We start from the raw sequence: 21,702 nt of genomic DNA, 5'->3' as shown, positions 1-21,702 counted from the left end.
TTTAATTGACCGCTGGCGATTGGGTCCCCGATGCGCAACAACTTGTGGCATCGGCTTTTAAATCGCCTAGCTCACTGTCACCGCGCAGTGCTTCGATAATCGGACACTGCGCGTCACCATCGCCCGGACAAGCCTGAGTCAAGGCATGCAGTGTGGTTTTCATCGCCGCCAACTCTGCGATTTTTTCATCAATTTCAACCAGTTTACTCTCTGCTCGCGCTTTGACATCGGCACTACGCAAAGACGGATCGCGCGATAACGCCAATAAATCGCCACTCTCATCTAATGTAAAACCCACCAGCCGTGCACGGCGAATCATTTGTAGCTCACTGACATGCTGTTCGCCGTAATCCCGGTAACCATTATCGGCACGATGCGGCGGGGTGATCAGTCCTTTTTGTTCATAAAAGCGGATGGTTTTGCTGGTTAAGCCGGTTTTTTCGGCCACTTGTTGAATTTTCATATTCGTCGCTTGACCTTCCAGTAACTATAAGGTTTACAGTTTAGCTTAACTGAAATTGCGACAACCGCCAACATCTCACGATGAGAGGCTATCAAGGAGAAGCAATGACGACGACCGACACCAAGATCACCTATTACACACTGCCGTTAAGTGGCCTAAGCTGCCAAGGCTGTGTGAAAAAAGTGACGAAAGCGCTCGAGGATATCGACGGCGTTCGCATTGAGGACGTTGACACCCAATCACTCTCGCTTGAGACCTGGGGCGAAAGCGAACAATATTCTCTTCGCCAAGCCGTCTCAGCAATTGAATCGCTTGGCTATCATGTCGGCTACCGCCATCATTTCACGTTAAGTGGCTTAAACTGTGGCCGCTGTGTCGCTAAAGTAGAAGCAGCATTGGACGAGCAGCCCACCGTGTTTACACACGCCGTCAGTAAAACCCATGCCGAGGTGCACACGAGCTTGAGTGCTGATGCACTGATTGAGATTATCCACCAGCTGGGTTATCAAGCGGCGCGCGTATCTGATAATGACGCAAACGTGAGCACTGACAACGAATCACCAGCGCAGACAGACGCACGTAACGCGAATCCAGAAACCTCAGAAGCATCAGAAGCATCGGAAGCCAAGTCATCCTCGGTCGATAATCCTGCAGATTCAAGCAAGGCCAGCCGTCAGCAATACGTATTATCCGGTATGACCTGCGCAAGCTGCGTGCAAAGCGTAGAAAACGCGATTAGCGGTGTGGATGGCGTGGCGAACGTGAGCGTTAACCTAGCCGAGCGTAGCGCGATTGTTAAAGGCAGTGCATCGTCAGACGCCATTGTTGCGGCAGTAGCAAACGCTGGCTATGGCGCGGAAAAAGTCGAAGACGATAATGATCGGCGTGAGCGCCAGCAAACCCAGCAAGCCAACGAGCTAAAAAACTTTAAACGCAGTACGTTCGCAGGCTTAGGCTTGGGGGCGCCACTGATGGCTTGGGGCGTATTCGGTGGCAGTATGACCATTCAATCGAGCCAAGATCAGTGGGCGTGGGGCGCCATTGCGGTGGTAACCCTCTTGCTTCTTGCAACCGGTGGCCGTCACTTCTTTGCCAATGCCTGGCAAGCGCTGATGCACAAACGTGCCACCATGGATACGTTGGTGGCGCTCGGTACCGGTGCCGCGTGGCTGTATTCCACCGCGGTGGTCATCGCGCCTGCATTATTCCCAGAGCAAGCCCGTCATGTGTATTTTGAAGCCTCAGCCATGATCATTGGTTTGATTAGCTTAGGCCATGCGATTGAAGCACGTGCCCGTGCCAATACGTCTAAAGCACTCGACCAATTACTTGATTTACAGCCACCTACAGCCTTAGTCATTGAAAACGGACAAGAAACAGAGCGTCCGCTTGATGAAGTGAAACAGGGAATGACACTGCGGGTTAAACCTGGCGCTAAGGTACCGGTTGATGGTGAAGTGGTTGATGGCAGCAGCTATATCGACGAATCCATGCTGACCGGTGAGCCTGTGCCTGTTCATAAAACAGCGGGGGACACGCTTCATGCCGGGACCGTGAACCAAAAAGGTGGCTTAACCTTTAAAGCCACTGGTGTGGGCAGCGATACCATGTTGGCACGTATTATTGATTTAGTGCGCGAAGCGCAAAGTAGTAAGCCTGAACTGGCGAAGCTTGCCGACCGTATTTCAGCGGTATTTGTGCCTATCGTGGTCGCCATTGCCATTGTTACCGCGGCTATCTGGTATTTTGTCGGTCCAGAGCCGTCGGTCAGCTACATGCTGGTCACCGCGACCACGGTGTTGATCATCGCCTGCCCCTGCGCGCTTGGCTTGGCGACCCCTCTATCCGTTACCGCTGCGGTGGGTCGCGCCGCCGAAGTCGGGGTCTTAATCCGTGATGCTGATGCGCTGCAAACCGCGGCAAAACTGCACACCTTGGTGTTTGATAAAACGGGCACACTGACCCGCGGCCAGCCCGAAGTCACGCATGTGAATGCTATTCACGGCGACCAAGAGCGCCTCATGGCAATTGCTGCCTCACTGGAGCAACACTCCGAGCACCCATTGGCCCAAGCGATTGTTGGCTATGCCAAGCAGCAGACACTTGCGTTGCCGACATCAAATGACTTTAACAGTGAATCTGGCAAAGGGATCCAGGCCAAGATCGAGGGTGAACGTTACTACATCGGCAACCAAGCGTGGATGCAGGCACAAGGGATAGATACTGACGCCCACCAAACCGATATCGACGCCATGACTCAGCGTGGCGAAACGGCGATTTACCTTGCCAATGCGGACAGCGTACAAGCGCTTATTGGTGTCAGTGATCCGATTCGTGATGATGCCATAGACGCTATCGCTCGCCTGCAACAACAGGGGCTTGAAGTGATCATGCTCTCTGGCGACCACCCAGATACCGCCAATGCCATTGGCCGTCAGCTGGGCATTGATCACGTTATTGCCGGTGTTCTGCCTGATGGAAAATCGGAACAAATCCAGTCTCTCCAACAGCAAGGTAAATGCGTTGCCATGGTCGGTGATGGTATCAATGATGCGCCGGCACTTGCGCAAGCCGATGTCGGTGTGGCGATGGGCAGCGGCAGCGATATTGCGATAGAAAGCGCGCAAATTACGCTGATGCACCAACACCTTGGCGCCTTGGCAGACGCCATTGGGCTATCTCAAGCCGCGGTACGCAACATGAAACAAAATCTCTTTGGTGCCTTTATCTACAATACCTTGGGGATTCCGATCGCTGCCGGCATCCTTTACCCCTTTACCGGCATGTTGCTCAGTCCGGTGATCGCGGGTGGCGCAATGGCGCTCTCTTCGATCACGGTGGTGACCAATGCAAACCGATTACGTTTTTTCAAAATAAAATCAGACGATAAGTAACAAGGAGCGATAATGAAGCGTTTACAACTACTTGTAGCAACAGTAGGCCTAATGAGTGCCTCGGCGATGGCCGCGAGCGGTGTGGTGTATAAATCCCCCAGCTGTGGCTGCTGCGACGATTGGGTTGAGCATATGGAGCAAGCCGGCTTTGAGCTAGAGGTAAAACCGCATGACAACATGGCGTCAGTCAAGCAAGACATGGGCGTCCCAGCTGATATGCAGTCATGTCATACCGCACGTATTAATGGCTATGTGATTGAGGGACACGTTCCTGCCCAAGAGGTGAAAAAGCTCCTGGCCACCAATACGGGGTTAGAAGGACTGGCCGTTGCAGGCATGCCGATTGGCTCACCAGGTATGGAATACGGCGATCGTCAACAGCCTTATACGGTCATGGCGTTTGATAAGGCAGGCAATACCCAAGCATTCCAGCACTACCCTAAGCCTTAAGTGCTGGACCGAGAAAACGAAAAAACCCCAGCCAAAAGGCTGGGGTTTTACGTTGGTCGGTGAAGAGGGGTTCGATTGGACCGGCTCCCGGCCCCCGACCAAATACGCTCTCCACTACCTGAATAGTGGTCGGTGAAGAGGGATTCGAACCCCCGACCCTCTGGTCCCAAACCAGATGCGCTACCAAACTGCGCTATTCACCGTTAATGCTTTTTACGTCAACCAAGTAATCTTAGTTTACTCAGTTTTAAAATAGTGGTCGGTGAAGAGGGATTCGATTGGACCGGCTCCCGGCCCCCGACCAAATGCGCTCTCCACTACCTTAATAGTGGTCGGTGAAGAGGGATTCGAACCCCCGACCCTCTGGTCCCAAACCAGATGCGCTACCAAACTGCGCTATTCACCGACATATGACAAGTTTTACGAACTGATGTTCGCCTTGTCAAGCACAGAGCTATGCGATCAAATGCATCCCCGTGCTGAGGTCGACTATCATACTCAAGCATCACGAAACCTCAAGCCCTAATCACGTATTTTTTCTCCCCTCTCAGTTAAACGGTGAAAGTCGCATCAGTTGCGAGCAAATTGTGATCGCATCGTGGTTAACAAGTGTTGATAAATTGTTCGACATTTCTATTGATCTTGATCAGTATTCAACACAGTTCCTATTGGCATTCTGACCCTACATTAACGGACACGAGGGTACAGACTATGGACTTTTGGCTTGATCTACTTTTCGGCAACGCCGTGGGCTTGTCATCCATGATTGTCATCATCTGTACATTTGCCCTGATCAGTTTCTTTGGCGGCTATTTTGTCTACAAAGTGATGACATCTAAACCTCAATAACCTGTTTTATTGCCTACCTATCTTTAAGCAAACTTGCTTAACCTAGTGTTACACGGTTGGTCACAGAGTGTGGCGCTAGGTTTCTTTTTTTATTTTCGTTTATACTGTCCCAAATGACTCCACGACGTAGATGGCCCTGTAGTGATGAGTGATAAAAACGAATTTGAGCTATTCCGAGAAATGATGTCTGACGTGGCGCCAATCGAACAGGACACGGTTGAGGACCAAGCCGGACCACACTCGCCGACTGAAGCGCAACTTGCCCGTCAGTACGCAGCGCAAAGGTTAGCTCACAGTGATCCTGAGTATCTATCACTGGATTATGCCACCATGGTTAAACCCGACGACGTCATGGCTTATAAGCGGGATGGCGTGCAAGACGGGGTCTTTCGTAAGCTACGCTTGGGTAAATATGACATTAATGCTCGACTTGATCTGCACAAGATGTCGTTGGAAAAAGCCCGTGATGAAATTCTCCGCTTCCTAAAGCAGTGCCAACGAATGGACGTGCGTACCGTGATTATCGTTCACGGTAAAGGCGAAAGGAGCAACCCACCGGCAATGATGAAAAGCTATGTCTGCCAGTGGCTGCAACAAATTTCTGACGTGCTCTGCTTTCATTCTGCTCTGCGGCATCAAGGCGGATCGGGTGCGCTGTATGTGATGCTCAAAAAGAGCCAAGAGAAAAAGTTAGAAACCCGCGAACGACATCTCAGTCACCGTGCCTGAACAACAAAAAGACTGGCGAGTTGCCAGTCTTTTTGCTTTATTGCTTTGTTGCTTTGTTGCTTTATTGCTTTATTGCTTTACTGCAGCGTAAATACCACGCGTATTGCTAGCGCGATTAAAACCACCCCTGACAGCTTGTCAATCCAAGCGCCACGATGACGGATTTTGTCAACAATGGTGGGGCTTGAGAGCAAAAATGCCACCAATGTATACCAAAGCCCGTCAATCAATAACGGGGTTAGCACAATCACACTGCGACTGAATAAGTCAGACCCTACTGCGACGAATTGACTGAATAAGGCAATAAAAAAGAGCGCCAGTTTAGGGTTTAGCATGGAAATCATCGCGCCATCACGCGCCGCTTCGCTAAGGCTTGCGGTTTTGCCCGCCTCTAGCTTTGCCGCGACGCCGCCTTTGCTCAGGAGTGATTTGATCCCTAACCAACCGAGATACGCCGCCCCTGCGTAGGCGATAATCGTGAACAAGATAGGCGATTGTTTAAAGATAACCGCTAACCCTAACATGGTAATTAACGCATACAGGCCAACACCAAACGCATGGGCCCATGAGGCGACAATGCCATGTAGGCGGCTGTTAGCGAGGCTATGTTTTGCCATCACCACCAAGCTGGGCCCTGGTGACATCACTCCCAGCATACAAACTAAGGCTAACGATGCCCAAGTGGTCAATGTCATGCTTGTTTATCCTCTTTTTTACTCGCCAATCGCGGCATACTGCCCCGCGGTTAACGTCATCAGATCGTCCGGGGATAGTTCAATTTCTAAACCGCGACGGCCCGCGCTAACGCACAGGGTTGAAAACTGTTTTGCTGAGGCATCTAAAAACGTCGGTAGACGCTTTTTCTGTCCGAGCGGACTAATGCCACCAACAAGGTATCCGGTTGCGCGTTGTGCCACCTGAGGGTCGGCCATGGTTGCTTTTTTCCCGCCCGCGGCTTTTGCGGCGGCTTTAAGGTTTAAGCTTCCTTTTACCGGCACAATAGCAACGGCCAGCTGTTTACTGTCACCATTGATACAAAACAATAAGGTTTTAAAGACTCGGGCCGGATCCTGCCCCAACGCTTGAACCGCTTCATCGCCAAAATTTGGATTATTTGGATCATGCGCATATTGATGAACCGAGAAGGCAATCCCCTGTTTTTCTGCCAATTTTATTGCTGGCGTCATAATGTTTCTCTGCTACTCCAACACCGCATTATCATTACATAAAAAAAGCGGCACTGCATCGGTGCCGCTTTATCTTTATCGCCATTTTATCCGGTTTTATTTGTAAACAATCTCACCTTGTGGCGCATAATCGTTGACGTCGATAGGGCTGTTTGCTTCAAGGTAGTCTTTAAGCACTTCCGCATCGACAAAACCTGTGTTGACGTTACCTGGGTGGTTAGTCAGTTTTGGATAACCGTCACCGCCGGCCGCATTAAAGCTTGGCACGGTAAAGCGATAGGTTTTTTCCATATCAATCGGTTCGCCGCCAATTTTCACATCGTGAACGCTGCCGTTTTCAACCACCATTGAAACGCCGGCAAATTGGACATACGCGCCAGAGTCTGCAGGTTTGGTGCCAACCACATTGAGGTAATCCATCACTTCTTTACCGCTCATGTCGGTGTAAGTGACCATGTTGCCAAATGGCTGCACTTTAAGCACGTCTTTGTAAGTGATATCACCGGCGATAATAGAGTCACGCACACCGCCTGAATTCATCACCGCAAAGTCAGCGTTAGCGCGTTCCATATGCGACTTAGCAATTAAGCGGCCTAGGTTGGTTTGCTGGAAGCGCACCACATCACGATCGCCTTCTAGCTTGCCGTTACTCTCAGCAATCTTAACGTTGAGCTTCTCTTGGCCTTTGTCTTGGTATGGCTTCAAGAAGTCATACAAAGCTTGGTCTTTTGCGATTTCATCTTGAATAAAGACGCGCTGGCTCTCACCATCAACCTTGATTTTCTTTTTCAGGTTCACAGGAATAAGATCGTAGCTGACAAGATTTAAATCGCCATTCTGGAATTCAAACTCGGCTTTACCGACATATTTACCCCATTCATGGGCTTGCATGATCCACGCGCCGTTTTGCTGGTCTGGGGTACACGCATCACCGGGCTCGAAACTCTCGTTATACGTGTTCGGTCCTTCCATACAAACCGGCTCTTGTGAATGGCCGCCGATGATAAGGTCAAGGTCGCCATCATCCATATAGCGCGCCAACGCCACATCACCCGGGGCGTTTACACCGCTTTTGCCATCGGCATAGTGGCCCATATGGGTTGCCGCAATAATGATATCCGGCTTTTCGGTTTCTTTGAGCTTGGCGATCACTTTTTTCGCTTCTGCTTTCGGATCACGGAAATCAAGCGAGCCAATGTACTCAGGGTTACCAATTTTCGCGGTATCTTCTGTGGTCAGACCGACAACCGCAATTTTTAAGCCATTGCGCTCAAACATCTCGTAGGCCTGGAATTTACGCTCGCCCGTTTCTTTATCGTAAATGTTGGCAGACAGCATTGGAAAATCGGTCCACTGCATTTGCTGCTCGAGCACGCTCAATGGGTTATCAAACTCGTGGTTACCAATTGCCATGGCGTCATAACCGATGCGCGTCATCCCTTTAAAATCCGGTTCCGCGTGGAGTAGATCAGACTCTGGGACACCGGTATTGATGTCACCGCCTGAGAGCAGTAGCACTTCACTGCCTTCTGCTTGTGCTTCTGTACGCAGCTCATCGATCAGCGTTTTGCGCGCGGCCATGCCGTATTCGCCATAGCGGTTGTGCCAGAAACGACCGTGATTGTCGTTGGTATGAAGAATGGTGAGTTTATAAGTGGTATCTGGCGCCCAACCTTGCTCTGGTGTCTCAGAGCCTGAGTTGGCACACCCTGCCAATGATGCAATTAACGCAGCACTAACCGCTGCCTTTAAACAAAGACGTTCCTTCATGATCATAGACCTTTTTAGCGAGGGATAAACCACCATCGACATCATTGTCGGTGGTTAGAAAACGCTGTCTAGTCTAAAAGAATTGTTGCTATAGCGCTGAGCCATTTCATATTTTTGTTGCGATGATCACTATACGATATCCAAAATTACTGACTTTGGTGATCGGGGCAAAATTTCTAGAGCCAAGACTCTAAGCCATTAAAAAACGGTGCAGCCTTTGCTTATCTAATGAGACAGGCAAAGCCAGCACCGTGGTTTTATCAAATGACGGTTACGCGCGGCGCGCTTGCCACCAATGACGACTACTGACAGCAATTAAGGCAGAAGCGGCTAAAAAGAAACAGTAGTAAGAATGGCTGACAATCACTAAAGGAGATAGCCCAAAGCTTGCACCGAGTAACAGAATTTGTGCGCCATAAGGAATCATGCCCTGCACGACACATGAAAAGATATCCAACAAGCTTGCACTTCGCTTAGCCGGTACGGAATGCTCAGTTGCTATATTTTTAGCCACTTGGCCCGATACAACAATGGCCACGGTATTATTGGCCGTACATAAGTTAGCGAAAGACACTAACAAGGCGATGCCAAACTCGCTCGCACGAGAGTGATGCTGACCTTGGTTTTTCTGAAAGCGGACAATCACTTTATTGACTGTGTTGGTCAAAAAGCTTAATCCACCTTGGCAACGCATCAATTCAGCAATACCACCAATCATTAACGAGAGTACGAAGATTTCTTGCATGCTGGCAAAGCCGTCTTTGACCTCTTGGCTAAACGTCATCAAGGTAAAGTCAGGCGTGCTCATCAGACCCACACCCATCGCCAGCAAAATACCTGAAGTCAGGACAACAAACACATTTAGTCCCGCCAGTGCCAATACGATGATCGAAAGGTAAGGGATAACCGCCAAGTAGTTAATGCTCTCAGGCGCTTCAACTGGCGCACTTTGATTATTAAATACAAACAGAATGATCGCAGCGATGGCAGCAGGAATGGCAATGCCAACGTTCTCTTTAAACTTGTCACGCATGCTACAGCCTTGTGAGCGCGTGGCCGCGATTGTGGTATCAGAGATAAACGATAAGTTATCGCCAAACATCGCGCCGCTCAGCAATACACCTGCCATGACAGCGGGCGATTGACCGGTTGCAGTGGCCATGTTCAATGCAAAAGGCGCAAGCGCGGCAATGGTGCCCATCGAGGTGCCCATTGCGGTGGAAATAAACGCCGCAATCACAAACAAGCCCGGCAGAATAAGGCTTTCGGGGATCAGCGCTAACCCAAGATTGACCGTGGCTTCCACGCCCCCGGTTGCATCCGCCACCGAAGAAAACGCACCAGCCAGCAAATAGATTAAACACATGGCAATAATATCACCATGTCCCATGCCACGAATGAGCTGCTCAATGGCCGTATTCAGGCGCTCACGGCTTAGGCCAATGGCCAAGATCACCGCGGGTAAAATCGCGACGTGTGCAGGCAATTGATAAAATGCGTAGTCGACACCTTCTAAGGTAAAATACACGCCCGATCCAATAAAAAGGATTAAAAATAAAATCAGGGGAAGCAGTGCAAGCGCAGAAGGCTTCGGTGTGGTGTTTGCTGATGTTGTCATGGCAGTTTTGTTATACCTCTTATAAAACTGTCAACAAGATTACAGCCCTCTAGCCGTCCAGTCAACAAATAGACGTCTAAACATCTAAAAACCTCAACGGCTCGTACTCACTGCTAGACAGTGTTTCGCAACCAAAGCTGATCTTTCCCGCAAGGCGACCCTGAACAAATGACACTGTGGCAGACGAAAAGACAGCGACAATAGCCGAATGCATCGGACAACGCTGTTTGTCGGTCAAGCTACTTGAACTTATCAGGAAGGATAGCGAAGGAAGCGGCAGTACACCGCTCCCATTTTGCGTGGTGACTATCGAGCGGGAGTTAGTCTTCGAGCGAGAGGATCACTACGGCTGCCAATGCTAAAAAGCCGGTCATCACAATAAAGGCATCGTTGTACGCCATAATCGCGGCGTCACGTTGCATCACACTCAACACGCTGGCTTGTGCTTGATGCAACGCAGTGGTGGCATCACTGCCTGTGGCGATAAACCAATCTGTTTGTTGGTGCAAACGCTGCCAACCTTGCTCGCTCACTGTGGACAAGGTGGCTTTGATGTTCGCCAAGTGCAAGCGTGTTTGGTTATCTAGCAAGGTAGCTATCATGGCAATGCTAAACGCACCGCCCAAATTACGCATCACATTGGTGAGTGTGGAGGCATCTGGCGTGTCATCACGCTGGATATGCTTCAGTGCCACTATCGACAAAGGCACCATAATAAATGGACTACCAATGGCACGCAGGATCATGGATAAAACCAGCTGCTGACCACCAAAGTCGACGGTCATGTGTGTATTGACGTAACAACTTAACCCAAACATTACAAAGCCAAATGTCACCATGTGAGTTGGGCGAAACACGCGCATTAACTTAGGCACGAGCGGAAAGAGTAACAACTGTGGCAGCCCCATCCACATCAGCACTTGGCCAATTTGCATCGCGTTGTAGTGTTGGATCTGGGTGAGATACAGCGGCAACACGTAAATCGAGCCAAGTAAGGCCATACCCAAAATTAAATAGGCAAAGCAGGATAAGGCAAATTGCTTGTCTTTCAGTAGCCGCAAGTTCACCAGTGGACGGGGGTGCTGCAGCTCGTTAATCACAAAGTAGACAATGTTCACCACGGAAATCGCACTGAGCGTGATAATAAATGACGAGCCAAACCAATCTTCACGATTGCCCTCTTCAAGAACCACTTCTAAGCAGCCGAGCCCTAACGCCATAGTGGCAATTCCGACCCAATCGGCCTTTTTCAGCAATGACAATGATAACGGCGAATCCTCAAGTCCGTAGCGGATCATGGCTATCACCAGCATTGCTGGTGGAATATTGATGTAGAAAATATAGTGCCACGACAGATTTTCCGTCAGCCAGCCACCAAAGGTCGGTCCAATGGCAGGCGCAAACGTCGCCGTGACACCGAACATCGCCATACCAATCGCCTGTTTGTTGGCGGGTAACAGTTGCACCACCAGCGAGAAAGCCAATGGGATCAGCGCGCCACCGCTAAAGCCTTGCATCGCTCGAAACACGATCATCGCGCTCATATTCCAAGACAGTGAGCATAAAAAAGACGAAAGCGTAAACACCGCAGTAGTCCATGTCAGATAGCGCCGTACGCCCAGCGCCCGCGACAACCAACCACTGAGCGGGATCGCAATCATCTCTGCCACCAGATAGGACGTCGAGATCCACGAGCTTTCGTCCAAGGTCGCCGACAGCGCCCCTTGAATATCTTTTAGCGATGCATTGGTGATTTGAATGTCGAGAATGGCCATAAAGGCCCCAATCAACCCACCCAAGAGAGCAATCCAGTTTTTGAGCGGCACCTGCTCGCTGTAGGCATCAGCCGTTAACGTAGTCGCGGTCATCTTCAGCCTCGTGTATCTACCGTTGCAATCACGGATAACCCTGGCAATAACTTGGCTTTAAGTGGCTGATCAGGGATCCGGACTTTAATCGGCACCCGCTGAACAATTTTCGTAAAGTTCCCCGTGGCATTTTCAGGGGGCAGCAGCGCAAACTGTGCGCCCGTGGCTGGCGAGAAGCTATCGATCACGCCATGTAGTGCTTGTCCGGGAAACGCGTCCACTTCAATATCCACCGATTGCCCCGGCTGGATATGCGCGATCTGTGTTTCTTTAAAATTCGCTTCAACCCACACCTTCCCTTGAGGCACCAAGCTGACTAACGGCATACCCGGCTGAACCAGCATGCCAACGCGCAAACTCCGTTTACCAATCACCCCATCAACAGGCGCATAAAGGCGGGTGTCATCCAAGTTAAGCTGCGCTTGTGTCAGCTTAGCGGTGGCATCATCAATCGCAGCTTGGGCTTGTTTCAGCTCACTGGCTAATACAGCTAATTGGTCACTGGCGGCATGATGCGCGGCTTTAGCTTGTTCCAACTGGGCGAGTCGTACTTTTTGCTGCGCAAGTTGGGCATCCAGTTCATCTTCAGAGGAATAATGTTGCGCGATTAAACGCTGGGTCCGGGCCACTTGCTGCTTGGCACGATCGTACTCGGCTTGCGCGGATGCCATCTGACTCGCGGCTTGACGGATCTTACTGTTCTGCAAGGTTTGTTGTGCGTGCAGATGCTCGACACTAGCGCTTGCCGAGGCGAGTGCTGCTTTAGCTTGTGAGACCGCGGTGCGATAATCGCGATCGTCAATTTCGGCCAGTAAGGTCCCGGCTTTTACAAACTGGTTATCGTCGACATATCGGGCAACGATATAGCCAGCGACTTTGGGACTGATGGTGACGATATCCCCTTTTAGGTAGGCGTTATCGGTCGAGACATGGTACTGCCCCTCCATCCACCAGTACCCGGCACCAAGCACACCAATCACGAGGAATATCAAGGTCGCCAATAGCGGCGCTTTAATGCGTTTCGAAGCGGTTGAGGCTGTCATGAGGTCTCACTAATGTTAGTTAAATCAATACCAAGCAAAGTATTTCGAATTGTAAACCAATCGTATTAATTAATAATCGCGCTATAATCAAAAACACTGTTGCAAAAATAAACTTAATTAGAGGAAGGATGTTGGACTTCAATGCGCTCGCTATCTTGGTGAAAGTGGTGGAATTAGGCAGTTTCACGCAAGCGGCTGAGGCACTGGGAATGACAAAATCGACGGTCAGTCGAAAAGTCTCTGATCTTGAGCGCAATCTAGGTGTGCGTTTGATCACGCGCTCCACGCGCAGTTTAAAGCTGACCGCAGAGGGCGAGCGCTTTTACCAATCGTGCCTGTTGGCGAAAGACATCATGGAACAGGCAGAAGTTGAAATCACCGCTCACCAAGAATTGATCCAAGGGGATTTAAATGTGGTGATGCCCGTTGAGCTCGGTCATCAGGTATTGGGGCCTTACATCAACGAGTTCATCAAACTGCATCCGCATATCCGCGTGCACCTTGAGATGAGTAACCGTGAAGTCGACATTATTGGTGAAGGCATTGACCTCTACGCGCAAGTGGGGACACGCAAAGACTCAAACCTCGTTTCACGCCTGCTCACCAATTCAACCCGTGTGGTAGCGGCAAGCCCAGCGTATTTAGCCGAAACTGGCATGGTGCAAAGCCCTGCCGATCTTCGTTCACCGCATCGCCAAGTCAAAGTGTATAACCAAGCGGTGAAGCTGTTAGCGTGGGAGTTATTTGACAAGCAGGGGCAGAGTTTTAGTGTCGACCTCCCCTATCAGCTGCGGGTCAACACCATTACAGCCTCGTTGCAGGCATGCCTTGATGGCCTCGGCATTGCGGTATTGCCGACGTTCTTATGTCGTCCTCACTTTGAGTCAGGTCGTTTGGTCCAACTGCTTAGCGACTGGCAAATGCCGACGGTACCCATCAGCTTGGTGTATGCCAATCGTACCTTGATGCCCAAACGACTCCGCACTCTGATTGATTATTTAGTAACGCGCCTAAACGAAGACATGCAACAAGGTGTGACTCCTTGAAAAACTGTCTAGCCAGTTCAACATAAAAATAAATTACTGGACAATAAGTAAAAGTGTGCTAAAAACTTTGTCTATTTTTTTCTACGCTACAGGAGTAAAAATGAAAGGGGTAATAAAGAGCTTTGACAATACAAAGCGCGAAGGTCTGATCACCGGTGAAGACGGTATTGAATATAATCTAACAATGGACGAGTGGAAATCTGGCACGCTACCAGAGACTGGTATGAATGTTGATTTTGCGCTATCCAATGGAAAGGCTACCGCTGTATTCGGTGAAGCAGTATCCTCGACCAGCTCAAAGAAAATACCAGCAGCCTTGTTGGCTTTCTTCTTTGGGGCATTTGGCGTACATAAATTCTATCTTGGCTATACCAAAGAAGGCCTAATCATGTTGTTAGCCTTCCTATTTGGCTTTATCTTGCTTGGTATCCCTAGCATAGTTATAGGGATTATTGCTTTTGTTGAATTCATCATTTATCTGATCAAAACAGATAAAGAGTTTGAAGCGACCTATGTAAATGGCCACAAAGGCTGGTTTTAACAGTACTCTCTGACTACACGTTGTCACCTTTACAGCATCATATTTACTTATGAGTCCAAAAAAGCTGCCAATAGGCAGCTTTCTGGGTCTCGGTCATTCGCCAATTAGCGAATATCGATATCTGCAAAGCTTTTGATCACATCATCCAGGGCTTTCATTTGCGCGAGGAAAGGCTCGAGTTTATTAAGCGGCAGGGCTGAGGGGCCATCACAACGGGCATTATCTGGGTCTGGGTGCGCTTCGATAAACAAGCCGGCAATTTTAGTGCCTAGACCTGCACGTGCTAAATCAACGGTTTGCTGACGACGGCCGCCGGATGCAGCGCCTTGCGGATCGCGGCACTGGAGCGCGTGGGTGACATCAAAAATAATTGGGCTACCGTTTGAGGCTTTTTTCATCACATCAAAACCCAGCATATCAACGACCAGGTTATCGTAACCATGGCAGCTACCACGCTCACACAAAATCACCTTCTCGTTGCCGCACTCAGCAAATTTATCAACAATGTTGCCCACTTGCCCCGGGCTCATAAATTGAGGCTTTTTCACGTTAATCACCGCATCAGTTTTGGCCATGGTTTCGACCAAATCGGTCTGGCGAGCCAAAAACGCCGGTAACTGAATCACGTCGGCGACTTCCGCCACGGGCGCAGCTTGGTATTGCTCATGAATATCGGTGATCACTTTGACGCCAAAGGTACGCTTGAGCTCTTCAAGAATCTTTAACCCTTCTTCCATCCCTGGGCCACGATAAGAGTGCACCGAGGAGCGATTCGCCTTATCAAACGACGCTTTAAAGACGTAAGGAATGCCAAGTTTGTCAGTCACTTTGACGTAATGCTCACAAATTTGCATCGCTAAATCACGTGACTCCAGCACATTCATGCCAGCAAACAAGGTGAACGGGCGATCATTCGCAACAGGTGTATCGCCAATATGGACGGTTTTTTGCGTCATAGGGGTATCCTTTATCATGCGTTAATACGCATTAATGTAACGTCGGTTGCTCTTCGTTAAGCGCTTTCACTTGCATTTTTAACAGCTCAGCGGCCGGATCGTCCGGGCACTGCTCAATAAAATATTCATAGTCGGTCGCCGCTACGCGATCGCAATCCAACTGCTGAAAAATATAGCCACGATCACGAATTTCGTAAGGATCGTCTGGGCTAAAGGTCAACGCAAGCTCACTACAACGCAGTGCCAGGGCGTACTTTTCTTCGCGTAATAAAGCACTTTTGGCCACCGTCAGCCAACGACCAATAATGGTTGGATTGTCGCTCGGCAATAAGTGTGAATCTTCAAGCTCCGCCAGCGGCCCTTGGCTCCCTTTTAACCAGCCGCGTAAAGTACGTTGGCTCACACGTTCGCCATTGAAGGGGTTAATAAACACAGGAGCGTTATCCAGTTGATCAATTCTCAACACTAATTGACTGGGAAAAGCGATGGGTTGAACGGGTAAAGATAAGCGCTCACAGAGGTATAAAAACACTGCCCCCAGTGAAGCGGGGATCCCGGTTTTACGCGCTAAGACTTTATCCAAAAAGACATTATCGGAAGAAAAGTACTGTTCGATATCGCCTTTAAACTGCCATTGGTGATAAAAAAGACGGCATAATCCCTCAAGACGCAGCGCCATATCGGGCTCGGCGCCGAGCTGATGCTCCGCTTCATCCGCGAGACGATCGAGAGAGGCCTTCACTTGATGAGCGTCGATCGACGCATCAATGGCATGGTTGAGGCTGATAGCCCCTTCTGCCAGTGTTAGCGAATCTAATTGTTGATCGGTTAATGGCATCATATTTATCCCATTAGGTGTGGAACTTTAATCAGTGCTAAGTTAGCGGCGGCATAGGCCCACCCTAATGCACCAAAAAACGCCAGTGTCCGGAACAGTTTGCCGCGGCTGTAGTGTAAAGCAACAAAGCCTAATGCAATGTAAGCCAGTACACAGGTCAGCTTTTCGGTTAACCACGCACCAGACTCTGTAAACGGTATAAAACCGGTGACAAAAATCAATGCGACACCGGTGGTCAATAACAAGGTGTCGACCACGTGCGGCGTGACCTTGACCCATTTTTTGTTCATCATCTCGCTATCACGCATCACCCATACGAAACGGATCACGAATAAAGAGAGGCTTAATACCACGGTCAGTAAGTGGGTGTGCTTGAGGGCCATGTAGATCATAATGATTCCTGCTTCCTGTCAGTCTCAATTAACGTCGCTGTGCCAAGGTGATTCTATCGAGCCCAGCGTAATCTTGTTGGGTTTGGAGATTGTGCCAACCCGCTTCTTTCCATACACGACGCACCGCTTCTCCCTGGTTGTAGCCGTGTTCGACCATCAACCAGCCAGAGGCGACTAAGTAATCGGGGGCGGATTGACCAATATAACGAATATCTGCCAACCCACTGTCTTCAGCCACCAGCGCACTCATGGGCTCAAAACGAACATCCCCTTGTTGCAGATGCGGATCCGTCTCATCGATGTAAGGCGGATTACTGACAATCAGATCAAACCGATGCATATCGCTTAACGCCTTAAACCAGTCACTTTGAATAAAGTGGACGTTGTTAATTTGATGCGCATCCGCGTTTCGGCTTGCCAACATCACTGCTTCTGGCATCAAATCAACGCCCACAACGGTGATATCGGGGCGCTCACTGGCAATGGCTAATGCCACCGCTCCCGTGCCGGTGCCTAAGTCTAACACCCTACAAGGGGTCGCTGGCAGAAGCGCTAACGCCTGCTCTACCAAGAGTTCGGTTTCTGGACGCGGGATCAACGTCGCTGGCGACACATTCAGTCTCAGGGTCCAAAAGTCACGGTAGCCGAGAATGTATGCAATCGGCTCTCCTTGCAGTCGGCGGGCAAACAGCTGACGAAATTGCGCCAGTTGTGCCGCGGTGAGTTTGCGCTCGGGCCAGGTGTAGAGATAGCTGGTAGGTTGCGCTAACACATGGCAGAGCAAGGCTTTGACATCAATGCCCGCTGAGCCACCGGATAATGCGGTGAGCTCAGTGGTGCTATCGGCCAGCAACGCGCCTATCGTGACTGTCATTATGGGTGCTCAGACAAGGCCGCTAATTGATCCGCTTGATGCTCTTGAATCACAGGATCCACCAAGCTATCGAGATCCCCTTGCATCACATCGTCTAAACGATACAAGGTTAAGTTAATGCGATGATCGGAGACGCGACCTTGCGGATAGTTATAAGTCCGAATCCGATCGGAACGATCGCCCGAGCCAAGCAGGTTACGACGGGTTGAGGCTTCCTCGGCAGCGCGTTTTTCTTCTTCCGCTTTAATCAAACGTGCTGCCAGTACTGACATGGCTTTGGCGCGGTTTTTATGTTGTGAACGCTCATCTTGGCATTCCACCACAGTGCCGGTCGGCAAGTGAGTAATGCGAATCGCAGAGTCCGTGGTGTTGACGTGCTGCCCGCCCGCTCCTGAGGCTCGGAAGGTGTCAACTTTCAAGTCGGCCGGATTAATTTCAGGGGCTTCCGTTTCTGGCACTTCAGGCAAAATCGCCACGGTACACGCTGACGTATGGACGCGACCTTGCGACTCGGTGGCAGGTACGCGTTGTACACGGTGACCGCCAGATTCAAATTTCAGCACACCGTAGGCGCCTTCGCCAGCCACACGTGCAATGACTTCTTTAAAGCCGCCGTGCTCTCCTCCACTGGCACTGATCATTTCCAGCTTCCAACCGCGTTGCTCGGCATAACGGCTATACATGCGGAACAAGTCACCCGCAAAAATCCCGGCTTCGTCGCCACCGGCCCCAGCACGAATTTCCAAAAAGCAGTTACGGTCATCGTTCGGGTCTTTCGGCAACAATAAGATTTGCAGCTGATCGGTCAACGCAACAATGCTTTGCTCGGCTTGCGCGACTTCTTCTTGCGCCATCTCGCGCATGTCAGGATCATCTTCGTTAGCCATTTCTTGCGCAGCCGCGAGGTCTTCTTTGGCTTGCTTAAACGCCGTAAAACATTTGATCACTTCTTCCAGCTGCGCGTACTCTTTCGACAGCGCACGAAATTTGTTCTGCTCACTAATGATTTCAGGCGTTCCGAGCAGGTGTTGTACTTCCTCGTAGCGCTCCGCCAGCGATTCTAGCTTCGCTAATATTGATGCTTTCATAAATCTCTTCGTTAGTTGTCGCTGTCCAGCCCCAAGCACGTACGCATCACGGCCAGTTTATCGGGCTCACCATTTTGGGCAGCCTGCTGCATCGCTTGTGTAGGAGGGTGGATCAGTTTATTGGTCAGGCGGTTACTAAGCTGGCGTAATACGCTTTCTGCGTCAGCCCCATTGGCAAGGGCTTGAATACTCTGCGCCAGCTCCGCCTGTTTAATGTGTTCGGACTGTGTCCGGTATTGCTTGATGCTATCTACCGCTTCGCGTGAACGTAACCAGCGCATAAAGTCGGCGCTTTCTTCGGTGACAATGGCTTCTGCTTGGATCGCGGCCAACTTTCGTTGTTCTCGATTGTGCTCCACGATGGATTGTAAGTCATCCACACTGTACAAATAAGCATCCGATAAGTTGCCAACTTTCTCGTCTATGTCTCGTGGTACCGCGATATCGATTAACAGCATGGGTTGGTGGCGTCGCTGTTTCAAGGCTTTTTCAACCATCGCTTTTTCAATCAAAGGCATGGGCGCCGCCGTTGAACTGATCACGATATCGGCGTGGCAAAGCTGCTCGGGTAACGCGTCTAAGCCAATCACTTTGGCATCAAACTGTTCAGCTAAACATTGAGCGCGCGATTGCGTACGGTTCGCAAAGATAATTTGGCTGCATTGATGCTCATGCAAATGTCTCGCAACCAGTTCAATCGTTTCTCCCGCGCCAACCAACAATGTGGTGACGTCCGCTAAGGATTCAAAAATCTGGCGGGCCAACGTACAGGCCGCAAATGCAACAGATACCGCGTTGCCACCAATTTCGGTCTCGGTTCGTACCCGTTTTGCCACCGCAAAGGTTTTGTGGAACAATTTTTCCAACGAGCCGGAAATCATATCGGCATCACTGGCACTCGCGTACGCTTGTTTAACTTGACCTAATATCTGCGGCTCACCTAACACCAAAGAATCTAATCCACAGGCAACACGCATCAGATGCTTCACCGCAGATTGTTCCTCGTGATAATAAATGCTTGCCATCAAACTTTCGCCACTGAGTTGATGAAAGCGTGTGAGCCATTCAACCAAGACCCCGACACCAGGTTGGTTTAACTCGGCGTAGATTTCGGTGCGATTGCAGGTTGAGACAATCACACAGCTGCGCACCTGCGGATGCTCGGAAAGCTGCCCTAACGCCTGCTCCAGTTGTTGCGGCGAAAAGGCGACCTTTTCCCGCAGCTCGACGGGGGCCGTTTTGTGATTGATTCCGAGAACTAACAGGCTCATGAAGCGTTGTTACCGACAGCACCAGTAAGGATTGGAGCGGGGGATTTTACTTGATGCCCCCCGTGAATTAAAGCGAACATTGTATCGCAGTATTTTCGTGGTGCGGAAATGTGAAGCCTCACGAGATTGATGACAGACTGGCCAACAACAACTATACCCATTCTTTCCTCCCGCACGGCTAAGTGCCTAACTGACTTCTCTCACCTCGGCGCTTATGGCAAAGTAATGCCAAATGCTGTTCACTGTCTGTTGACGTTATAAAAGGATACTCGCTTTCATGTTCTCCTGTATACGTACTGTTTTCTCTTGTATACGCGCTGGTTTCTCTTTTATGCGTACTGGCTTCCCTTGTATACGCGCTGGTTTCTCTTGTATACGAATCAGTATGTTGACGGTCGTCTTTGCGGTGCTCTCTGGCTGTGCAACGGCGCCGGCTCCTACCACAGAATGGCAAACGCATCGCGCATCGCTTGAGACCATAGACAGTTATACCGCACGCGGTAAGGTGGCTTTTATCGCACCAGATACGCGCTTTTCTGCCAACCTTTACTGGCGCCATTCTCCGACTGAATCGACACTGCGGCTAACGAATTTTTTGGGAACCACCCTGTTGTCTCTAACCATGAATGCGCAAGGTGCGACCTTGGTTGATGATCAGGGCAAGCAATACCAAGACCCTAATCCAGCCCGTTTGATCGCCTATTTGACCGGCGCCCATTTACCCGTTGATGCGCTTGCCCCTTGGTTGATTGGCCTACCACGCGCACAAGACCGCTTTTCACTCGGCCCCGATAACCGCTTGGCCGCCCTCGACGACACACAAGGTTGGGATATCGATTATCAAGGCTACAGCGCCGAGACCCAGCCTGCGCTTCCAACTCGAATCACGCTCAGTAACGACCAGCAAACGATCAAACTGATGATTTCTACTTGGACACTCGATAATGACTGAAACAACCTACTGGCCAGCGCCAGCGAAACTTAACTTATTTCTTTATATCAATGGACGCCAAGCCAATGGTTATCACGAACTGCAAACCTTGTTTCAGTTTTTAGATCACGGCGACACCTTGGCTATTACGCCTAATCACAGCGGCACGATCAACCTTAGCCCCGCCATTGACGGCGTCGATGAGGAAGACAATCTGATTATCAAAGCCGCCAAGGCGCTGCAAAACCATACCGGATGCTCACAAGGCGCAGATATTCATCTGGAAAAACATTTGCCCATGGGCGGCGGGCTGGGCGGAGGCTCATCAGATGCAGCCACGACCTTGGTGGCGTTGAATCATTTATGGCAAACCCAGGTGAGCCAGACTAAACTAGCGGACATTGGCCTAGGCTTGGGGGCTGACGTGCCTATTTTCATTCACGGCCATGCGGCGTTGGCGGAAGGCGTTGGCGAAAAATTGACGTCTGTATGCCCTGATGAGAAATATTACTTGGTGGTTAAGCCTGACGTGTCTATTTCGACCGCTGCAATTTTTACTCATCCAGACTTGCAAAGAAGTACGCCAAAGCGCACAGTTTCTGAGCTAATGACACAGAAACACGAAAACGATTGCGAAAAGATAGCCCGTAAACAATTCCCCGAGGTTGATAAGGCTGTTTCGTGGCTGCTAGAATATGCGCCGTCTAGGATGACTGGGACAGGCGCGTGCGTGTTTGCCGAGTTTGACACCGCACATGATGCCCAGAACACACTCGACACTATGCCTAACTGGCTGACAGGGTTTGTTGCACGAGGGTTGAACCGATCGCCCCTACTCGATGCGCTACAGCAACTCGATGCACGACAGCAACACACTGTGAGCCAGTGACTATT

At 50.2% G+C, this 21,702-nt stretch carries 21 protein-coding genes and 2 tRNA genes; 8 read left to right on the top strand and 15 right to left on the bottom strand.

From position 1 onward, the window contains the following. Window position 1: 1 nt before the first annotated feature. Entirely contained in the window at window positions 2–463 is a 462-nt protein-coding gene (gene cueR / locus BZG80_RS06750) for a Cu(I)-responsive transcriptional regulator (RefSeq protein WP_077575919.1), read from the bottom strand. A 104-nt stretch (window positions 464–567) separates the two neighbouring features. On the opposite strand from cueR, the gene BZG80_RS06745 reads away from it, so the two are divergent. Further along, entirely contained in the window at window positions 568–3,357 is a 2,790-nt protein-coding gene (locus BZG80_RS06745; RefSeq protein WP_198532928.1) for a cation transporter, read from the top strand. A 12-nt stretch (window positions 3,358–3,369) separates the two neighbouring features. Continuing rightward, a complete protein-coding gene (locus tag BZG80_RS06740; RefSeq protein ID WP_077460072.1) occupies window positions 3,370–3,807 on the top strand; it encodes a DUF411 domain-containing protein in 438 nt (145 codons plus the stop codon). Window positions 3,808–3,933: 126 nt separating this feature from the next. Here the strand turns inward: BZG80_RS06740 and BZG80_RS06735 are convergent. Together BZG80_RS06735 and BZG80_RS06730 are read right to left on the bottom strand one after the other, a co-directional pair. Then, window positions 3,934–4,010, bottom strand: a tRNA-Pro gene (locus BZG80_RS06735). A gap of 126 nt (window positions 4,011–4,136) precedes the next feature. Next, a tRNA-Pro gene (locus BZG80_RS06730) sits at window positions 4,137–4,213 on the bottom strand. A 305-nt stretch (window positions 4,214–4,518) separates the two neighbouring features. On the opposite strand from BZG80_RS06730, the gene BZG80_RS06725 reads away from it, so the two are divergent. Then, window positions 4,519–4,656 (top strand): DUF3149 domain-containing protein, encoded by a 138-nt coding sequence (locus BZG80_RS06725; RefSeq protein ID WP_025675231.1) that lies wholly within the window; start codon window positions 4,519–4,521, stop codon window positions 4,654–4,656. A gap of 144 nt (window positions 4,657–4,800) precedes the next feature. After that, complete coding sequence (gene smrA / locus BZG80_RS06720) at window positions 4,801–5,385, top strand: DNA endonuclease SmrA (protein ID WP_025744495.1); 585 nt, start codon at window positions 4,801–4,803, stop codon at window positions 5,383–5,385. A 77-nt stretch (window positions 5,386–5,462) separates the two neighbouring features. Here smrA and BZG80_RS06715 read toward each other — a convergent pair whose 3' ends face one another. From BZG80_RS06715 to BZG80_RS06690, 6 genes are all read right to left on the bottom strand, one after another. Next, window positions 5,463–6,080 carry a LysE family translocator gene (locus BZG80_RS06715; protein ID WP_077679013.1) on the bottom strand — a complete coding sequence of 206 codons (618 nt, stop codon included), beginning with the start codon at window positions 6,078–6,080 and terminating at the stop codon, window positions 5,463–5,465. 18 nt (window positions 6,081–6,098) lie between these two features. Then, a complete protein-coding gene (gene ybaK, locus BZG80_RS06710; protein WP_025744494.1) occupies window positions 6,099–6,572 on the bottom strand; it encodes a Cys-tRNA(Pro) deacylase in 474 nt (157 codons plus the stop codon). A 96-nt stretch (window positions 6,573–6,668) separates the two neighbouring features. Continuing rightward, complete coding sequence (ushA, locus tag BZG80_RS06705) at window positions 6,669–8,342, bottom strand: bifunctional UDP-sugar hydrolase/5'-nucleotidase UshA (protein ID WP_077660760.1); 1,674 nt, start codon at window positions 8,340–8,342, stop codon at window positions 6,669–6,671. Between the two features lie 271 nt (window positions 8,343–8,613). Next, on the bottom strand, window positions 8,614–9,960 hold the full coding sequence (locus tag BZG80_RS06700; protein ID WP_077660759.1) for a Na+/H+ antiporter NhaC family protein: 1,347 nt from the start codon (window positions 9,958–9,960) through the stop codon (window positions 8,614–8,616). Between the two features lie 320 nt (window positions 9,961–10,280). Then, window positions 10,281–11,828: a DHA2 family efflux MFS transporter permease subunit gene (locus BZG80_RS06695; protein WP_077679012.1), complete on the bottom strand. Its 1,548-nt coding sequence runs from the start codon at window positions 11,826–11,828 to the stop codon at window positions 10,281–10,283. Window positions 11,829–11,830: 2 nt separating this feature from the next. Next, window positions 11,831–12,871, bottom strand: coding sequence for an HlyD family secretion protein (locus tag BZG80_RS06690; protein WP_077460065.1), 1,041 nt, complete (start codon window positions 12,869–12,871; stop codon window positions 11,831–11,833). Between the two features lie 131 nt (window positions 12,872–13,002). On the opposite strand from BZG80_RS06690, the gene BZG80_RS06685 reads away from it, so the two are divergent. Further along, window positions 13,003–13,917, top strand: a complete 915-nt coding sequence (locus tag BZG80_RS06685; RefSeq protein WP_077640475.1) for a LysR family transcriptional regulator — start codon at window positions 13,003–13,005, stop codon at window positions 13,915–13,917. A 100-nt stretch (window positions 13,918–14,017) separates the two neighbouring features. Beyond that, on the top strand, window positions 14,018–14,458 hold the full coding sequence (locus tag BZG80_RS06680; protein WP_077640413.1) for a TM2 domain-containing protein: 441 nt from the start codon (window positions 14,018–14,020) through the stop codon (window positions 14,456–14,458). Between the two features lie 104 nt (window positions 14,459–14,562). Here the strand turns inward: BZG80_RS06680 and kdsA are convergent, their stop codons facing one another. The 6 genes from kdsA to hemA are packed head-to-tail and all read right to left on the bottom strand — an operon-like array spanning window position 14,563 to window position 19,877. Then, on the bottom strand, window positions 14,563–15,414 hold the full coding sequence (gene kdsA / locus BZG80_RS06675) for a 3-deoxy-8-phosphooctulonate synthase (protein ID WP_077679011.1): 852 nt from the start codon (window positions 15,412–15,414) through the stop codon (window positions 14,563–14,565). A gap of 31 nt (window positions 15,415–15,445) precedes the next feature. Then, window positions 15,446–16,255 (bottom strand): SirB1 family protein, encoded by an 810-nt coding sequence (locus tag BZG80_RS06670; protein WP_025744492.1) that lies wholly within the window; start codon window positions 16,253–16,255, stop codon window positions 15,446–15,448. Between the two features lie 2 nt (window positions 16,256–16,257). Continuing rightward, window positions 16,258–16,641: a SirB2 family protein gene (locus tag BZG80_RS06665; protein WP_025673295.1), complete on the bottom strand. Its 384-nt coding sequence runs from the start codon at window positions 16,639–16,641 to the stop codon at window positions 16,258–16,260. A 31-nt stretch (window positions 16,642–16,672) separates the two neighbouring features. Beyond that, window positions 16,673–17,518, bottom strand: a complete 846-nt coding sequence (prmC, locus tag BZG80_RS06660) for a peptide chain release factor N(5)-glutamine methyltransferase (protein ID WP_077669039.1) — start codon at window positions 17,516–17,518, stop codon at window positions 16,673–16,675. Continuing rightward, window positions 17,518–18,606: a peptide chain release factor 1 gene (prfA, locus tag BZG80_RS06655; RefSeq protein WP_077575927.1), complete on the bottom strand. Its 1,089-nt coding sequence runs from the start codon at window positions 18,604–18,606 to the stop codon at window positions 17,518–17,520. The genes prmC and prfA overlap by 1 nt, the downstream gene beginning before the upstream one ends. 11 nt (window positions 18,607–18,617) lie before the next feature. Then, window positions 18,618–19,877 (bottom strand): glutamyl-tRNA reductase, encoded by a 1,260-nt coding sequence (gene hemA, locus BZG80_RS06650; protein ID WP_077460061.1) that lies wholly within the window; start codon window positions 19,875–19,877, stop codon window positions 18,618–18,620. A gap of 385 nt (window positions 19,878–20,262) precedes the next feature. Between hemA and lolB the strand changes: the two genes are divergently transcribed. Together lolB and ispE are read left to right on the top strand one after the other, a co-directional pair. Then, window positions 20,263–20,829: a lipoprotein insertase outer membrane protein LolB gene (lolB, locus tag BZG80_RS06645; protein ID WP_025744489.1), complete on the top strand. Its 567-nt coding sequence runs from the start codon at window positions 20,263–20,265 to the stop codon at window positions 20,827–20,829. Beyond that, a complete protein-coding gene (gene ispE, locus BZG80_RS06640; protein ID WP_445177060.1) occupies window positions 20,822–21,697 on the top strand; it encodes a 4-(cytidine 5'-diphospho)-2-C-methyl-D-erythritol kinase in 876 nt (291 codons plus the stop codon). The genes lolB and ispE overlap by 8 nt, the downstream gene beginning before the upstream one ends. Window positions 21,698–21,702: the final 5 nt, after the last annotated feature.

The sequence above is a fragment of the Salinivibrio sp. MA440 genome (genome assembly GCF_001996265.1).
In the GTDB taxonomy this organism is placed as follows: domain Bacteria; phylum Pseudomonadota; class Gammaproteobacteria; order Enterobacterales; family Vibrionaceae; genus Salinivibrio; species Salinivibrio costicola.
Note: the sequence above shows the minus strand (reverse complement) of the source record. Positions and strands in the feature narration are given on the sequence as shown.

Bases quoted from the DNA above. Each gene is read 5' to 3' on its own strand.
- cueR (WP_077575919.1), bottom strand. From the start codon at position 463: ATGAAAATTCAACAAGTGGCCGAAAAAACCGGCTTAACCAGCAAAACC.
- BZG80_RS06745 (WP_198532928.1), top strand. From the start codon at position 568: ATGACGACGACCGACACCAAGATCACCTATTACACACTGCCGTTAAGT.
- BZG80_RS06740 (WP_077460072.1), top strand. From the start codon at position 3,370: ATGAAGCGTTTACAACTACTTGTAGCAACAGTAGGCCTAATGAGTGCC.
- BZG80_RS06725 (WP_025675231.1), top strand. From the start codon at position 4,519: ATGGACTTTTGGCTTGATCTACTTTTCGGCAACGCCGTGGGCTTGTCA.
- smrA (WP_025744495.1), top strand. From the start codon at position 4,801: ATGAGTGATAAAAACGAATTTGAGCTATTCCGAGAAATGATGTCTGAC.
- BZG80_RS06715 (WP_077679013.1), bottom strand. From the start codon at position 6,080: ATGACATTGACCACTTGGGCATCGTTAGCCTTAGTTTGTATGCTGGGA.
- ybaK (WP_025744494.1), bottom strand. From the start codon at position 6,572: ATGACGCCAGCAATAAAATTGGCAGAAAAACAGGGGATTGCCTTCTCG.
- ushA (WP_077660760.1), bottom strand. From the start codon at position 8,342: ATGAAGGAACGTCTTTGTTTAAAGGCAGCGGTTAGTGCTGCGTTAATT.
- BZG80_RS06700 (WP_077660759.1), bottom strand. From the start codon at position 9,960: ATGACAACATCAGCAAACACCACACCGAAGCCTTCTGCGCTTGCACTG.
- BZG80_RS06695 (WP_077679012.1), bottom strand. From the start codon at position 11,828: ATGACCGCGACTACGTTAACGGCTGATGCCTACAGCGAGCAGGTGCCG.
- BZG80_RS06690 (WP_077460065.1), bottom strand. From the start codon at position 12,871: ATGACAGCCTCAACCGCTTCGAAACGCATTAAAGCGCCGCTATTGGCG.
- BZG80_RS06680 (WP_077640413.1), top strand. From the start codon at position 14,018: ATGAAAGGGGTAATAAAGAGCTTTGACAATACAAAGCGCGAAGGTCTG.
- kdsA (WP_077679011.1), bottom strand. From the start codon at position 15,414: ATGACGCAAAAAACCGTCCATATTGGCGATACACCTGTTGCGAATGAT.
- BZG80_RS06670 (WP_025744492.1), bottom strand. From the start codon at position 16,255: ATGATGCCATTAACCGATCAACAATTAGATTCGCTAACACTGGCAGAA.
- prmC (WP_077669039.1), bottom strand. From the start codon at position 17,518: ATGACAGTCACGATAGGCGCGTTGCTGGCCGATAGCACCACTGAGCTC.
- prfA (WP_077575927.1), bottom strand. From the start codon at position 18,606: ATGAAAGCATCAATATTAGCGAAGCTAGAATCGCTGGCGGAGCGCTAC.
- hemA (WP_077460061.1), bottom strand. From the start codon at position 19,877: ATGAGCCTGTTAGTTCTCGGAATCAATCACAAAACGGCCCCCGTCGAG.
- lolB (WP_025744489.1), top strand. From the start codon at position 20,263: ATGTTGACGGTCGTCTTTGCGGTGCTCTCTGGCTGTGCAACGGCGCCG.
- ispE (WP_445177060.1), top strand. From the start codon at position 20,822: ATGACTGAAACAACCTACTGGCCAGCGCCAGCGAAACTTAACTTATTT.